At 43.8% G+C, this 14,660-nt stretch carries 14 protein-coding genes and 1 other RNA gene; 12 read left to right on the top strand and 3 right to left on the bottom strand.

Going from position 1 to position 14,660, the window contains the following annotated elements; all coding sequences use genetic code 11:
- Window positions 1-13 precede the first annotated feature (13 nt).
- On the bottom strand, window positions 14-826 hold the full coding sequence (locus tag GD630_RS08500) for a PstS family phosphate ABC transporter substrate-binding protein (protein WP_143868452.1): 813 nt from the start codon (window positions 824-826) through the stop codon (window positions 14-16).
- Window positions 827-1,018: 192 nt separating this feature from the next.
- On the opposite strand from GD630_RS08500, the gene pstC reads away from it, so the two are divergent.
- The 7 genes from pstC (at window position 1,019) to GD630_RS08465 (ending at window position 7,328) form a co-directional block, all read left to right on the top strand.
- Complete coding sequence (gene pstC / locus GD630_RS08495; protein WP_017142411.1) at window positions 1,019-2,215, top strand: phosphate ABC transporter permease subunit PstC; 1,197 nt, start codon at window positions 1,019-1,021, stop codon at window positions 2,213-2,215.
- A 1-nt stretch (window position 2,216) separates the two neighbouring features.
- Window positions 2,217-3,092, top strand: coding sequence for a phosphate ABC transporter permease PstA (gene pstA, locus GD630_RS08490; RefSeq protein WP_007766410.1), 876 nt, complete (start codon window positions 2,217-2,219; stop codon window positions 3,090-3,092).
- Between the two features lie 10 nt (window positions 3,093-3,102).
- The gene (gene pstB, locus GD630_RS08485; protein WP_007766411.1) at window positions 3,103-3,861 is read left to right on the top strand and encodes a phosphate ABC transporter ATP-binding protein PstB; all 759 of its coding nucleotides are present in this window, start codon (window positions 3,103-3,105) and stop codon (window positions 3,859-3,861) included.
- 57 nt (window positions 3,862-3,918) lie between these two features.
- A complete protein-coding gene (gene phoU / locus GD630_RS08480) occupies window positions 3,919-4,608 on the top strand; it encodes a phosphate signaling complex protein PhoU (protein WP_007758257.1) in 690 nt (229 codons plus the stop codon).
- An 894-nt stretch (window positions 4,609-5,502) separates the two neighbouring features.
- A complete protein-coding gene (locus GD630_RS08475) occupies window positions 5,503-5,970 on the top strand; it encodes a lipocalin family protein (RefSeq protein ID WP_143868450.1) in 468 nt (155 codons plus the stop codon).
- 205 nt (window positions 5,971-6,175) lie between these two features.
- Window positions 6,176-6,778, top strand: coding sequence for a riboflavin synthase (locus GD630_RS08470; RefSeq protein WP_007766430.1), 603 nt, complete (start codon window positions 6,176-6,178; stop codon window positions 6,776-6,778).
- A 1-nt stretch (window position 6,779) separates the two neighbouring features.
- Complete coding sequence (locus tag GD630_RS08465; protein ID WP_143868448.1) at window positions 6,780-7,328, top strand: nitroreductase family protein; 549 nt, start codon at window positions 6,780-6,782, stop codon at window positions 7,326-7,328.
- A gap of 1 nt (window position 7,329) precedes the next feature.
- Here GD630_RS08465 and GD630_RS08460 read toward each other — a convergent pair whose 3' ends face one another.
- Together GD630_RS08460 and rnpB are read right to left on the bottom strand one after the other, a co-directional pair.
- Window positions 7,330-8,649, bottom strand: a complete 1,320-nt coding sequence (locus GD630_RS08460; RefSeq protein WP_007766437.1) for a YihY/virulence factor BrkB family protein — start codon at window positions 8,647-8,649, stop codon at window positions 7,330-7,332.
- Between the two features lie 22 nt (window positions 8,650-8,671).
- Window positions 8,672-9,045: RNase P RNA component class A (rnpB, locus tag GD630_RS08455), an RNA gene on the bottom strand.
- A gap of 98 nt (window positions 9,046-9,143) precedes the next feature.
- Here rnpB and GD630_RS08450 point away from each other — a divergent pair.
- From GD630_RS08450 to GD630_RS08430, 5 genes are all read left to right on the top strand, one after another.
- Window positions 9,144-10,127, top strand: coding sequence for a C40 family peptidase (locus GD630_RS08450; protein WP_143868446.1), 984 nt, complete (start codon window positions 9,144-9,146; stop codon window positions 10,125-10,127).
- Between the two features lie 32 nt (window positions 10,128-10,159).
- The gene (locus tag GD630_RS08445) at window positions 10,160-11,305 is read left to right on the top strand and encodes a dipeptide epimerase (RefSeq protein ID WP_143868444.1); all 1,146 of its coding nucleotides are present in this window, start codon (window positions 10,160-10,162) and stop codon (window positions 11,303-11,305) included.
- A 219-nt stretch (window positions 11,306-11,524) separates the two neighbouring features.
- Window positions 11,525-13,060 carry a trypsin-like peptidase domain-containing protein gene (locus GD630_RS08440; protein ID WP_143868442.1) on the top strand — a complete coding sequence of 512 codons (1,536 nt, stop codon included), beginning with the start codon at window positions 11,525-11,527 and terminating at the stop codon, window positions 13,058-13,060.
- 184 nt (window positions 13,061-13,244) lie between these two features.
- Window positions 13,245-14,105: a sigma-70 family RNA polymerase sigma factor gene (locus GD630_RS08435; RefSeq protein WP_002561589.1), complete on the top strand. Its 861-nt coding sequence runs from the start codon at window positions 13,245-13,247 to the stop codon at window positions 14,103-14,105.
- 122 nt (window positions 14,106-14,227) lie between these two features.
- Window positions 14,228-14,629, top strand: coding sequence for a hypothetical protein (locus tag GD630_RS08430; protein ID WP_143868441.1), 402 nt, complete (start codon window positions 14,228-14,230; stop codon window positions 14,627-14,629).
- The last annotated feature ends 31 nt before the right edge of the window (window positions 14,630-14,660 follow it).

Genomic DNA, 14,660 nt, shown 5'->3' with positions numbered 1-14,660 from the left:
TAGGACATTTTTTTTATTTAACCGGAATATAACCGCTCTTTTTTATAATGTCCTGTCCGTCGGGAGAAAGAATGTACTGAATCAAAGGATCGATTTCCGCTTTCTTCTTTACATTGTAATAGTAGTAAAGCGGGCGGACGATGGGATAAGTCTTGTTGGTGGCATTCTCTACCGTGGGGGCTGCATAATGTTTTCCGTCGTAGGATACGGAAAGGGTTTTGACACGTGGGGACACGTAGGCAAGTCCGACATATCCGATGGCTCCTTTGGTCTGGCTGACTGACTGGATAATGGCGCCCGTTGCGGGCATGGAAAGGCTGCTCGCCATGTAGTTTTTGTTTTTGAGTACGCTCTCTTTGAAAAATTCATAAGTGCCGGAAGAGGTCTCGCGGGAGTAAACCACAATTTTGCGGTCGTCACCGCCTACTTGCTTCCAATTGGTGATTTTCCCCCGAAAGATGTCTTCCAGTTGTTGGCGGGTGAGTTGCTTTACCGGGTTGGAAGGATGTGCTACTACGGCAAGGGCGTCATACGCCACAACTATTTCGGCTACATCTTCTCCCGCACTCTTGATTTTCATCTTTTCGCTGAACTTGATAGGGCGGGAAGCCATTGCGATGTCCGTCGTGTTGTCCAGTAGCGCGGAAATTCCTACGCCGGTTCCTCCGCCGGTCACGGTGACACGGGTGTCTGGGTATTGGTTCATAAACCGTTCTGCTGTCTGCTGGGCGACAGGTAGTACCGTATCACTGCCTTTGATGCGTTGCGCGCTGGCACTGATTGACAGTAAGGACAGGGCTATTAATAAATTTCTTCTTACTTTCATAAATCTTCTTTTTTTGTACGGATGCAAATGAATACGGATGCAAATAAAGCAATCGGATGTTACATTTCTATTGCATCCGGCGGGCAAAAGGTGTTTGTAACACAAATGTAACAAGATTGAAATATTTCCTTCAAACGTTAGTCACACCTCCTTAATAAGGAGGCGCTTTCTTTGCATCAGAAATCGACAGGTATGAAGAAATTTTTAGAAAAGATTATAGAAGGTATTCTGACTTGCAGCGGTTTCGTAACAAGTATTACGATTCTGCTGATTGTACTCTTCCTGTTTACGGAGGCTTTCGGGCTATTCAGAAGCAAAGTGATCGAGGAAGGTTATGTGCTGGCGCTGAATAAAAGTAATAAGGTAAGCGTTCTGAGTCCGGCTCAGATAAAGAATGTTTTTGACGGGGAGATAACCAATTGGAAGGAACTCGGTGGGGAAGATCTCCCTATCCGGGTTTTTCGTCTGGAGGATATTACACAATATTATACGGAGGAGGAACTCGGAGCTGCCTATGAGTATGCGGGAGATAAGATAACGGAACTGGTGGAGAAAACACCGGGTATCGTGGCTTTTGTTCCGCAGCAGTTTATCGTTCATCCGGATGCGGTGCATTTTATAGAGGACAACACCATTTCCGTGAAAGATGTCTTTGCGGGAGCCGAATGGTTTCCGACAGCGACTCCGGCCGCACAGTTTGGCTTCCTGCCTTTGATTGGCGGTACGTTGTGGGTGAGCCTGTTTGCCATTCTTTTCGCGCTGCCTTTCGGACTTTCGGTTTCTATCTATATGTCCGAAGTAGCCCATCCGAAAGTACGGAACTGGCTGAAGCCGGTCATTGAATTGTTGAGTGGCATTCCTTCCGTTGTCTATGGCTTTTTCGGTTTGATCGTCATTGTCCCTTTGATTCAGAAATTGTTTGATCTGCCGGTAGGGGAAAGCGGTCTGGCAGGGAGTATCGTGTTGGCTATAATGGCGCTGCCTACTATTATAACAGTGACGGAAGATGCGATGAGGAATTGTCCGCGCGCCATGCGTGAAGCGAGTCTGGCGCTGGGGGCTTCACAGTGGCAGACTATATATAAGGTAGTGATTCCTTATTCCATCTCGGGCATTACGTCCGGCGTGGTGCTGGGTATCGGGCGGGCTATCGGAGAAACGATGGCGGTATTGATGGTGACGGGAAACGCAGCCGTGATTCCGACCACTATTCTGGAGCCATTGCGTACGATTCCTGCCACCATTGCGGCGGAATTGGGAGAAGCGCCAGCGGGAGGTCCGCATTATCAGGCATTGTTCCTGCTGGGTGTCGTGTTGTTCTTCATTACACTGATCATCAACTTTAGTGTGGAATACATTTCTTCTAAAGGACTAAAACGAAGTAAATAATATGGAAATAAGGAGTAATAATAAAGCCAAGCACCGTTCGCAGAAGATCGCTTTCGGCCTGTTCCGATTGTTGAGCCTTTGCATTGTGCTGATATTGTTTGTGATTCTGGGATTTATCATCTATAAAGGAATCGGTGCCATCAGCTGGGAGTTTATCACTTCGTCTCCTACGGATGGAATGACGGGAGGAGGCATCTGGCCGGCTATTGTCGGTACTTTTTATCTGATGGTGGGCAGTGCGCTGTTTGCTTTTCCGGTGGGGGTGATGAGTGGAATCTATATGAACGAGTATGCGCCGAAAGGCAAATTGGTGCGCTTTATCCGGGTGATGACGAACAATCTGAGTGGTATTCCCTCTATTGTGTTCGGTTTGTTCGGTATGGCGCTTTTTGTCAATTATATGGGGTTCGGTGATAGTATTCTGGCCGGTTCTTTGACATTAGGCTTACTTTGTGTACCTTTGGTTATCCGGACGACGGAAGAGGCTTTGAAGGCGATTCCCGACAGTATGCGTGAGGGAAGTCGGGCGCTGGGAGCGACGAAGTTGCAGACGATCTGGCACGTTATTCTTCCGATGGGTATGCCGAATATCATCACCGGGCTGATTCTTGCTTTGGGACGAGTGTCGGGAGAGACGGCGCCGATTCTGTTCACCTGTGCCGCCTATTTCCTTCCGCATCTTCCGGCAAGCATTCTGGATCAGTGTATGGCGTTGCCTTATCATCTGTATGTGATTTCTACAAGTGGAACGGATATGGAGGCGCAGCTGCCATTGGCATACGGTACGGCATTGGTGCTGATTATGATTATTCTGCTGGTGAATTTGCTGGCGAATGCGTTGAGAAAGTATTTTGAGAAAAGGGTAAAAACGAATTGAGTTAGTATATATGGATACAGTGAAAATAGATGCGCGCGACGTGAATTTCTGGTATGGTGATTTCCATGCGTTGAAAGGTATCAGTATGCAGATTGAAGAGAAGTCGGTTGTTGCCTTTATCGGGCCTTCCGGTTGTGGTAAATCTACCTTCCTCCGTCTTTTCAACCGGATGAACGATCTGATTCCCGCCACCCGTCTGGAAGGGGAGATTCGTATCGACGGGCAGAATATCTATTCTAAAAGCGTGGCGGTGGACGAACTGCGCAAGAATGTGGGAATGGTGTTTCAGCGTCCTAATCCTTTTCCGAAAAGCATATTCGAGAATGTGGCTTACGGACTTCGTGTGAATGGAGTGAAAGATAACGCTTTCATCCGCCAGCGTGTGGAGGAAACACTGAAAGGGGCGGCACTTTGGGATGAGGTGAAAGATAAGTTGAAGGAATCGGCTTATGCCTTGTCCGGCGGACAGCAGCAACGTCTTTGTATTGCCCGTGCTATGGCGGTGTCTCCTTCGGTGTTGCTGATGGACGAACCTGCGTCTGCGCTCGACCCTATCTCTACGGCAAAAGTGGAGGAGCTGATTCACGAGCTGAAAAAAGACTATACTATTGTGATTGTGACGCACAATATGCAGCAGGCGGCTCGTGTCAGCGACAAAACGGCTTTCTTTTATATGGGCGAGATGGTGGAATTCGATCAGACCAAGAAGATATTCACAAATCCGGAGAAAGAGGCTACGCAGAATTATATTACAGGTCGTTTCGGATAGAACGGTCCCCCTTGCCTGTGTTAGAAACAGAATATTAATCATTTATATAAGTAGACTATGGTAAAGTTTATAGAATCGGAACTTGTTCTATTGAAGAAGGAAATTGATGAGATGTGGACGTTGGTGTACAACCAGCTCGACCGTGCCGGAGAGGCTGTATTGACTCTTGACAAAGAGTTGGCTCAGCAGGTGATGGTTCGCGAGCGTAGGGTGAATGCCTTTGAACTGAAGATAGACAGTGATGTGGAAGATATTATCGCGTTATATAATCCGGTGGCGATCGACCTGCGTTTTGTGCTGGCTATGCTGAAAATCAATACGAATCTGGAACGCTTGGGAGACTTTGCGGAAGGGATTGCCCGCTTTGTGATTCGTAGCAAAGAACCGGTGTTGGATGCGGAGCTGTTGAATCGTCTTCGGCTGGCGGAGATGCAGGCTGAGGTGTTGTCCATGCTGGAACTGGCGAAACGTGCCTTGAATGAGGAGAGTATTGAACTGGCGGCAGGTGTCTTTGCCAAAGATAATTTGCTGGATGAGATCAATGCCGGGGCAACAGGTATCATTGCGGACTATATTACCGAACATCCGGAAGCGGTACATACGGGTGTGGACTTGGTCAGCGTGTTCCGCAAATTGGAACGTGCCGGAGACCATATCACCAACATTGCTGAGGAAATCGTATTTTTCATTGATGCCAAAGTGTTAAAACATCGTGGAAAAACGGACGAAAATTATCCGGAGAAGTAATTTGGGGCGAATTTTTAAACAGAAATTAGGTCTCCTTAAAAAAATATCTTATATTTGACTCCTGTAACGGGCTAGTTACAGGAGTTTTTGCGTCAAATGATAATAAATCCAAAGATTTTTCAAAAAGATGTTATATGACATGTTTTATAATTTGGATAGTATCGGTAAAAGCCCCTATATTTGCACCGTTATCCTGAAAACAATCTTTTTACCTTAAAAAAAAAACTAATACCTATTGAAAACTGAAGAATGGAGCTTTGTGAAAAGCCCCATTTTTTTTTATGTCCTTATTTAATGTCTACCAATCTACATTTTGATCAGTAATGACGGTATCATAAAAGATTGTGGTAACGTAAATACAGCAAATGAACTGATTCTTGTATTGCATATAGCACCGGCTTATAATTTTTAATGAACAATAGTTCTTGCTAATTAAATAGCTTTTAGTAACTTTGTAGCAATTTCAGACTTCCATGGAGATAGTTCTGAAAGAACATAGTTAACAAAGAGCGTTTAGGATATTATCTTGCATTGGAATCTGGACAATTTCATAAGGTGAAGATAATAGGCAAGAACGCTCACGTCAATGTTATATACCTATCTTATATGGATAGTCTATATATCGTTTGGCGTGGGCTATTGTTTATTATTCACCTTAGGCAGTCCAGAGCCTCAATGCAGTAATATTCAGTAGTTCCCACGCTTTTTGTACGTAGTAGCCAATCATAGGGAACTGGTTGGTATTAAATACAAAATATAAGAACCGGACAGTTTATCTACTTTGCCAATCTGTTTATTAAGAAGTGTGCAACTTTCCATGTTGTGTTCCTCGCACTTGCATCTCAATTATTAATGCTCTCTATTAGGGACGTAGAAGCATAAACAAATTATAAAATGAAAATACTAAGATTTATTGGAATGGCAGTAATTGCCGTGATTATGAGTGTAAACTTTGTTGCTTGTAGCGATGATGATGAAGACATTGATACAGCACAGCTGGAAGGAACTTGGGGATTAACCAACGATGAAGGCTACGAAGTGTATGAAGGGGAAAAAGAAAGCTGGAATGACCAATATGACCCTGCTAATCCAATATCTGATTGTGAAAAGGTGATAATATCTAAGATTGCTGATAATACTTATTCAGTGACTTATTATGATTATTACAACAACCAGTGGCATCAAAACGATATTGAAAAATTTACTTTAGATGGCAACAATCTGATTCCTGTGGATGGAGGAGGTACAGAATTTACTTCTGTCAAATTACTTGTTGTTAATTCCAGTCAATTGGTAGTTGAACAAAAAGAAACTGACGAAGATGGAGACTTTTACCGTAAAATGACATATAAACGTATGTAAATTTCCACCCTTTCGGATTATAAGGCAGCATTTGAGACATTCATCTGCTGCCTTTTTACCATTTCTCTTGTCACAGGTCTGTGTGTAATGTGAATTTTTTATGCTCTTATTTTCTATCCTCCTTGCTTATTCGTATCTTTGACCCTTGCATTAAAGGAGTGCTTTTAAACGTAGAATAGTAAATCATGAAATAATAAGTAGAATTATGTTTTCCGGAATTGTAGAAGAATATGCTACTTTGGTGGCGCTGGTGAAAGACCAGGAGAATATACACTTTACATTGAAGTGTTCGTTTGTGAATGAGTTGAAGATTGATCAGAGTATTTCTCACAATGGTGTATGTCTGACAGTCGTAAGTATGACGGATGACACCTATACGGTGACTGCTATGAAAGAAACGCTGGAACGTTCCAATCTCGGTCTGCTGAAAGTGGGAGACAAGGTGAATGTGGAGCGCAGCATGATGATGAACGGCCGGTTGGACGGTCATATTGTGCAGGGACACGTGGATCAGACCGCCACTTGTGTTGACATAAAGGATGCGGAAGGAAGCTGGTATTTTACATTCCGTTATGCGTTTGATAAGGAAATGGCGAAACGTGGATATATTACTGTGGATAAAGGTTCGGTGACAGTCAACGGTGTCAGTCTGACGGTATGCAATCCCACGGATGATACGTTCCAGGTGGCCATTATTCCTTATACTTACGAGCATACCAATTTCCATACGTTTGCCATTGGCAGTGTGGTGAATATAGAGTTTGACATTATCGGTAAGTATATCAGCCGGATGATTCAATATAAATAAGATGGAATACAGTGATTTTCTGCAATTAGTACTTTCCCGTCAGAGTGACCGGGCGTATGATAAAGAACGTCCGGTGGAGACGGAGAAGTTAGAGCGGATTTTGGAGGCAGGTCGTCTGGCTCCTTCCGCTTGCAATGCCCAACCCTGGAAGTTTGTGGTGATAACCGACCGTGAACTGGCTGTGAAGATTGGCAAGGCTGCAGCAGGACTGGGAATGAATAAATTTGCCAAAGATGCGCCTGTGCATATCTTAGTTGTGGAAGAGTCGGCCAATATTACTTCGATGCTCGGGGGAAAAGTGAAAGATAAACATTTTCCTTTGATTGATATCGGGATTGCTGCCGCCCATATCACCCTTGCTGCTGAAAGTGAAGGACTGGGCTCGTGTATGATAGGCTGGTTTGACGAAAAGGAAATAAAACGGCTGGCAGACATTCCTTCGTCCAAACGTGTATTGCTGGATATCACGATAGGCTATCCGGTGAAGGAGAAAAGAAAGAAGATGAGAAAACCGAAAGAAAAAGTGATTTCCTACAACAGCTATAAATAGGCTACAAATCCTTGAGTAACACTTTGCTTGCCTTCTTATAGTATTCTTCTCTGGATTCGGTCAGCACTTTCCATTCGTCGCTGAACTCTTCATCTTTGTCTATCTTGAAATTCTCTGAGCCGTATGTATCCAAGCGGTCGAGCAGGATGGCTACGTTCAGTTGATTGATGTCCATAGACGGCTGATAACCGATTTCCTCACTTTTTGCATCTGTGACTACCTCATGAATCAAGTCTATTTCCTGTAATTGATAAAGTACTTGATTGGTGAGTCTGATCGGTATTTGATGTTCTTCCGAGATTTGCGCGGCTGTATAAGGCGGCTCGTTTCTCTCAAACCGTTTGGCGATGAGGGACATAATGAGGATGGATATAAAGTCCCGGTAGCGCCTGCTGATATTGCGGGTATCCTGGTCGAAACTGAAACTTTGGATGTTCTGACCTGCATAGGCCAGCTCCGCACCGAACAGACAGATAGTCCAGGATATTTGCAACCAAAGCAGGAATAAAGGTAAAGCGGCAAAACTACCATAGATGGCATTGTATTTTGATACTCCCAACTGGCTGCTGATATATAGATACTGGAAAGCCTGGTAGGCGGTTCCTGCCAAAACACCTGCGATAAGCGCGTGCTTGAATTTCACTTTCGTATTCGGCATGAAGATATAAAGTCCGGTGAACATCAGCCAAGTCAGTACAAAGGGTATAAGACGTATCATGAATTTCATGATAGGGGCCAGCAACACAAAATCATCCATCTGCTTGAGCATGGTGCTCATAAAAATGGAAAGACCGCCGGAGACCACAATCAAGATCGGCATTAACAGGAACATGGAGAAGTAGTCCGTTATTTTACGGTACATAGATCGGGCTTTCTTTACTTCCCAGATACGGTTGAATGTGATTTCGATATTACTGACCAGATTGATGACCGTCCATAGCAACATCACCAGACCGATTCCGATGAATACTCCCCCTTTGGTCTGCGAAAGGTATGAATCGACAAATGAGAGGATAGCTTCTGTTGTTTCTGTGTTTCCTCCGAATCCGTTGCGGAATTGGTGCTCCATCAAATTATTAAATCCAAAACCGCGTGCCACTGCAAATAGGATGGCAAGTATCGGAACAATGGCAAGCAGGGTGCTGTAAGTCAGCGCGGAGGCTTTGTTGGCCATCCGGTCTTTGGTGAATCGGTTGATACAAAGATAGATGGTCTTTATAATATTGTAAAGTGAGAACTTGGTTCGGGTCACTTCATCTTCCGTAATACGCCAGATGTCATACGTGAGGAATTTCCATATATCGGTGAATTTCTTCTTCATGGCTTAGAATTTTAAAAAAAGAAAAAGCAGTCAGCCTATAAGCCGAGTTCTGTACCTTCTATAATTTTACTTATAAAAAGTGCCTGTCATTTATCTGAGTGGCGTGTCACCACGACACTTTAGCGGTCTACCCTCCGACATGGAGCGAGCAACTCTCATAACGCCGGTTTACATGACCTTACAACTCCTAAGACGTACAGCCCGATATGTCACCATACGGCTGGTGGGCTCTTACCCCACCTTCTCACCCTTACCTCTCCCCGAAAGGAGTGGCGGTTATTTTCTTCTACGTTACTCTACCCTTGCGGACAGCTTTCTGTTAGGAAGTAGGATGCTCTGTGTTGCCCGGACTTTCCTCCTGCACGCTGATGTGCACGCGACAGACCGGCCAACTGCTTTAGACTGCAAAAATACGTCATTTATTTTGTTTTAGCTAAAGAAAGTATCACAAATAGAAATATTTTCTAACTTTGCTATCATTAAAACATGATTCAATGAAAAAAAACATTCTCTTTTTCTTTTATTTTCTGGCAATGGCGACACTCAGTCTGAAAGCTCAGGAGATACGCCCCATGCCTGCTGATTCTGCGTATGGGGTAGTGCATATTTCTGTTTGTAATATGCGCGAAGAAGGTAAGTTTACCTCCGGCATGAGCACGCAAGCATTATTGGGTATGCCGGTCAAAGTTCTGCAATACACCGGCTGGTACGAGATTCAGACTCCGGATGACTATACCGGCTGGGTACACCGGATGGTGATTACTCCTATGTCAAAAGAGAAATATGATGAATGGAACCGTGCGGAAAAGATTGTTGTAACTTCACATTACGGATTTGCTTATGAGAAACCGGATGCAACTTCCCAAACCGTGTCTGATGTAGTGGCCGGTAATCGTCTGAAGTGGGAAGGTAGCAAAGGACATTTTTATAAAGTGTCTTATCCGGACGGCAGACAGGCTTATATTCCGAAATCCATCTCACAGCCAGAAAACCGATGGAGAGCTTCGTTGAAACAAGATGTTGAAAGCATTATCGAGACGGCTTATACAATGATGGGAGTTCCTTATTTGTGGGCGGGCACTTCTTCAAAAGGAGTGGATTGCAGCGGTCTGGTCCGGACAGTGCTTTTTATGCATGATATCATCATTCCGAGAGATGCGTCGCAACAGGCGTATGTGGGCGAACGTATCGAAATAGCTTCCGATTTTGCCAATGTGCAGCGGGGAGACTTGGTTTTCTTCGGTCGGAAGGCAACGGGCGAACAAAAAGAGGGAATCTCACACGTGGGGATCTATCTCGGCAACAAGCGTTTTATCCATGCTTTGGGGGATGTGCATATAAGCAGTTTTGAACCTTCGGATAAGAATTATGATGCATTCAATACGGGACGTTTGCTTTTTGCAGTCCGTTTCTTACCTTATATTAATAAGGAGAAAGGCATGAATACTACGGATCGCAATCCCTATTACGGCAATTAAAATGAAGAATTCTTCATTAATTTATTTATTTTATGCAAAACAGAAGAGATTTCTTGAAGACGGCGGCTTTGGCTGCTCTAGGTTCCGGGTTGGTTGTACGTCAGACGTTGGCTGGAGAATCATTACCTTATAATATAAATAAGCTTGGTTTGGGAGGAAAGATGAAAATGAAATTCTTTCCTTATGAGTTGAAGTTAAGACATGTATTTACGGTATCTACCTATTCGCGTACAACGACTCCCGATGTGCAGGTGGAAATAGAATATGAAGGGATAACCGGATACGGAGAAGCTTCCATGCCGCCTTACTTGGGAGAAACGGTGGAGTCCGTTATGAATTTCCTCAAGAAAGTGAATCTGGAACAATTTAATGATCCGTTTCAATTAGATGACATTTTGTCATACGTCGACAGTCTTTCACCGAAAGATACGGCGGCTAAAGCTGCGGTTGATATTGCCCTTCATGATCTGGTAGGAAAACTGTTGGGTGCTCCCTGGTATAAAATATGGGGGTTGAATAAGGAAAAGACGCCTTCCACTACCTTTACGATAGGGATTGATACGCCCGATGTGGTGCGTGAGAAAACAAAAGAGTGCGCAGATCGGTTTAATATATTAAAGGTGAAATTGGGACGGGACAATGATAAGGAAATGATTGAAACCATTCGTTCGGTAACGGACCTTCCTATAGCTGTTGACGCGAATCAAGGGTGGAAGGACCGTCTGTATGCTTTGGATATGATTCATTGGCTGAAAGAAAAAGGGATAGTGATGATAGAGCAACCTATGCCGAAAGAGCAGTTGGATGATATCGCTTGGATCACGCAACAGAGCCCGTTGCCGATATTTGCCGATGAATCTTTGCAACGCCTAGCGGATGTGGCGGCTTTGAAGGGGGCTTTCACGGGAATCAACATCAAACTGATGAAGTGCACCGGTATGCGTGAAGCGTGGAAAATGGTGACTTTGGCCCATGCACTGGGAATGCGTGTTATGGTAGGATGTATGACAGAAACTTCCTGCGCTATATCGGCAGCGTCGCAGTTCTCTCCGTTAGTGGATTTTGCTGATTTGGATGGTAACCTGCTCATCTCTAACGACCGCTTTAAAGGGGTAGAAGTGGTGAAAGGTAGAATCACTCTGAACGATCTGCCCGGTATCGGTGTCGTGAAAATCTGACTTTACTGAATGAATGTCAGAGTGTTAAAGCCATCTGACATACAACGAATGTAAATTTGTCAGTTGTTGCCGTTAAGCGCTGTTAAGCTCCAAATATTCTCTGTTAAAAGTGGACAAAAAAGAGTGACAAGTAGAATAAGTGAACGATATTTGTTATTATTTTAACGTCGTAAAAGTTAAAACAATGTCGAATATTAACATTTTAAAGAATTATAAATCATGAAACAGACAACAAAGAACATTCTGGGAGTAGGAGCAATCGTTCTTCTTAGCTCAGGAGTTGCAGGGTTGACAACTTACAAATTGTTGCAATCTAACAAGGCTGCCACAGAGACATCTTTTAATGAGATGTTCAAGCAGAATCCCAATGTGAAATTGGCTGCTTTTGATGCTGTGAACGCTCAACCGATCGATTTGACCCAGGCTGCGGAAAACTCGCTTCATGCTGTTGTACATATAAGATCTACCCAAGAAGCTAAAACAAGAACTGTTCAGCAAGCGCCGGACATTTTTGATTTCTTCTTCGGTGACGGACGCGGACAGCAACGTCAGGTACAATCTCAACCTCGTGTAGGTTTCGGTTCGGGAGTCATCATTTCAAAAGACGGCTATATCGTAACGAACAATCACGTGATTGAAGGTGCGGATGAAATCAGTGTAAAACTGAATGATAACCGTGAATTTAAAGGACGCGTGATCGGTACTGACCCCAGCACTGACCTTGCATTGGTGAAAATCGAAGGTGATGATTTCCCGACTATTCCGGTTGGTGATTCTGAAGCGTTGAAAGTAGGAGAGTGGGTATTGGCGGTAGGTAACCCGTTCAACTTGAACTCTACCGTAACTGCCGGTATCGTAAGTGCGAAGGCGCGTTCACTGGGAGTCTATAATGGAGGTATCGAATCGTTTATCCAGACGGATGCAGCTATCAATCAAGGTAATAGTGGTGGCGCTTTGGTGAACGCTAAAGGTGAGCTGGTAGGTATCAATTCAGTGCTTTCTTCTCCGACAGGTGCTTATGCCGGATACGGTTTTGCCATTCCGACCAGCATTATGACGAAAGTAATTGCCGACCTGAAACAATACGGGACAGTACAGCGTGCATTGCTTGGTATCCGTGGTGGTTCTATCGGTAGTAGTTTGATGGACGACCGTCAGCCGATTGATAAATCCGGTACTACTTTGGCGGATAAAGCTAAAGAACTGGGTGTAGTAGAAGGCGTTTGGGTTTCTGAAATCGTAGAAAACGGTTCTGCATCGGGAGCTGATATCAAGGTGGACGACGTAATCATCGGTTTGGACAACAAGAAGGTGTCCAACATGGCCGACTTGCAGGAAGCTATCGCTAAACATCGTCCGGGCGATAAAGTGAAAGTGAAACTGATCCGTAACAAGAAGGAAAAGACTGTCGAAGTAACGTTGAAGAACGAACAGGGTACTACCAAGATTGTGAAAGATGCAGGTATGGAAATACTGGGAGCTGCTTTCAAAGAGCTGCCGGACGACCTGAAGAAGCAGTTGAATCTGGGTTATGGTCTGCAAGTGACAGGAGTTTCTTCCGGTAAGATGTCCGACGCGGGAGTTCGCAAAGGATTTATCATCCTGAAGGCAAACGACCAGCCGATGCGTAAGGTCAGCGATTTGGAGGAAGTGATGAAAGCAGCGGTGAAATCTCCGAATCAGGTATTGTTCTTGACAGGAGTATTCCCATCAGGCAAACGCGGATATTTCGCTGTCGATTTGACACAGGAATGAAGATATAAAATAAGGTAAGAAGATTATAGGATAAGCTAATGAAATAGAAAAAGGATGCCGGCTATCAACTTGTCGGCATCTCTTTTTGTTTTATTAGTTGAAAAATATAATGCAAAAGTTGCTTAAATTTGTATGTTAACAAATTATTTGTCGTAACTTTGCACACCAAATCTGTTTTTAAAGAATGAGACAACTAAAGATTACCAAAAGTATCACTAACAGAGAGAGCGCTTCTCTTGACAAGTATTTGCAGGAAATCGGTCGCGAAGACCTGATTACTGTCGAGGAAGAAGTGGAACTCGCTCAACGCATTCGTAAGGGTGACCGTGTGGCATTAGAGAAACTGACACGTGCCAATCTTCGTTTCGTCGTATCTGTGGCCAAACAGTACCAAAACCAGGGTTTGAGTTTGCCGGACTTGATTAATGAAGGCAATTTAGGACTGATTAAGGCTGCCGAAAAGTTTGATGAAACACGTGGATTCAAGTTTATCAGCTACGCTGTATGGTGGATTCGCCAGTCTATTCTGCAAGCATTGGCAGAGCAGTCGCGTATTGTTCGTCTCCCGTTGAATCAGGTAGGTTCGCTGAATAAGATCAGCAAAGCCTTCTCGAAATTCGAACAGGAAAACGAGCGGCGTCCGTCTCCCGAAGAGTTGGCAGACGAACTGGAAATTCCGGTTGACAAGATCTCTGATACGCTGAAGGTATCCGGCCGTCATATTTCGGTGGATGCGCCTTTTGTGGAAGGGGAGGATAACAGCCTGCTGGATGTGTTGGTAAACGATGATTCGCCTATGGCGGACCGCTCTCTGGTTAATGAGTCTCTTGCGAGGGAAATTGATAGAGCTCTTTCTACGTTAACCGATAGGGAAAAAGAAATCATTCAGATGTTTTTCGGTATCGGACAACAGGAAATGACATTGGAAGAAATCGGCGATAAGTTTGGTCTCACACGTGAGCGCGTTCGTCAGATTAAGGAAAAAGCAATTAGAAGACTTAGACAAAGTAATCGTAGTAAATTGCTCAAATCTTACTTGGGATAAGTAAGGAATATCAGTTTCTGAAAGAAAAAAGAATTTGAGTCGCATAAGTAGCACTTTTCATATCGGAGAATGTACTTATGCGACTTTTTTTGTTACCTTTGCCACAATTAAAATTATATGATATGAAATACGTAAAAATACTATTTGCCATTGCACTTGTGTTTACCATGTGCTCCGCTTTTTCTTTGAAAAAAGGTAACTCTAAACCTGTGTATGCTTTTGGAATTTCGGCTTCATTTACTGATTCGGTCGTCTATTTCACGGATATCCAGGTATTGGATAGTGCGAAGATCAGTAAAGACGGTTTCTTGGCGCATCGTGAGTTGTATAGCTATCAGTTGAAAAATTATCTGGAAGATAACGGATTACAACAAAATAGTACCTGTATGATTTATTTTTCGGAAAATAGAAAGAAGCTGGAAAAAGAGGCTACGAAAATTCTGAGTAAATATAAGAGGAGTAATAGAATAATAGTAACACGGGTTGATGCTGAAAAATTCCGCTTTACAAAGCCGGAAGAGTAATGGTAAGTGATATTTACTCATAACAATATTT

It is taken from the genome of Bacteroides zhangwenhongii (genome assembly GCF_009193325.2).
Classification (GTDB): Bacteria; Bacteroidota; Bacteroidia; order Bacteroidales; family Bacteroidaceae; genus Bacteroides; species Bacteroides zhangwenhongii.
Note: the sequence above shows the minus strand (reverse complement) of the source record. Positions and strands in the feature narration are given on the sequence as shown.

Excerpts from the sequence above, each read along its gene's own strand:
- GD630_RS08460 (WP_007766437.1), bottom strand. The coding sequence starts at position 8,649 with ATGAAGAAGAAATTCACCGATATATGGAAATTCCTCACGTATGACATC.
- GD630_RS08445 (WP_143868444.1), top strand. The coding sequence starts at position 10,160 with ATGCAAAACAGAAGAGATTTCTTGAAGACGGCGGCTTTGGCTGCTCTA.
- GD630_RS08450 (WP_143868446.1), top strand. The coding sequence starts at position 9,144 with ATGAAAAAAAACATTCTCTTTTTCTTTTATTTTCTGGCAATGGCGACA.
- GD630_RS08435 (WP_002561589.1), top strand. The coding sequence starts at position 13,245 with ATGAGACAACTAAAGATTACCAAAAGTATCACTAACAGAGAGAGCGCT.
- pstB (WP_007766411.1), top strand. The coding sequence starts at position 3,103 with ATGGATACAGTGAAAATAGATGCGCGCGACGTGAATTTCTGGTATGGT.
- GD630_RS08500 (WP_143868452.1), bottom strand. The coding sequence starts at position 826 with ATGAAAGTAAGAAGAAATTTATTAATAGCCCTGTCCTTACTGTCAATC.
- pstC (WP_017142411.1), top strand. The coding sequence starts at position 1,019 with ATGAAGAAATTTTTAGAAAAGATTATAGAAGGTATTCTGACTTGCAGC.
- GD630_RS08440 (WP_143868442.1), top strand. The coding sequence starts at position 11,525 with ATGAAACAGACAACAAAGAACATTCTGGGAGTAGGAGCAATCGTTCTT.
- GD630_RS08470 (WP_007766430.1), top strand. The coding sequence starts at position 6,176 with ATGTTTTCCGGAATTGTAGAAGAATATGCTACTTTGGTGGCGCTGGTG.
- GD630_RS08465 (WP_143868448.1), top strand. The coding sequence starts at position 6,780 with ATGGAATACAGTGATTTTCTGCAATTAGTACTTTCCCGTCAGAGTGAC.
- pstA (WP_007766410.1), top strand. The coding sequence starts at position 2,217 with ATGGAAATAAGGAGTAATAATAAAGCCAAGCACCGTTCGCAGAAGATC.
- GD630_RS08430 (WP_143868441.1), top strand. The coding sequence starts at position 14,228 with ATGAAATACGTAAAAATACTATTTGCCATTGCACTTGTGTTTACCATG.
- GD630_RS08475 (WP_143868450.1), top strand. The coding sequence starts at position 5,503 with ATGAAAATACTAAGATTTATTGGAATGGCAGTAATTGCCGTGATTATG.
- phoU (WP_007758257.1), top strand. The coding sequence starts at position 3,919 with ATGGTAAAGTTTATAGAATCGGAACTTGTTCTATTGAAGAAGGAAATT.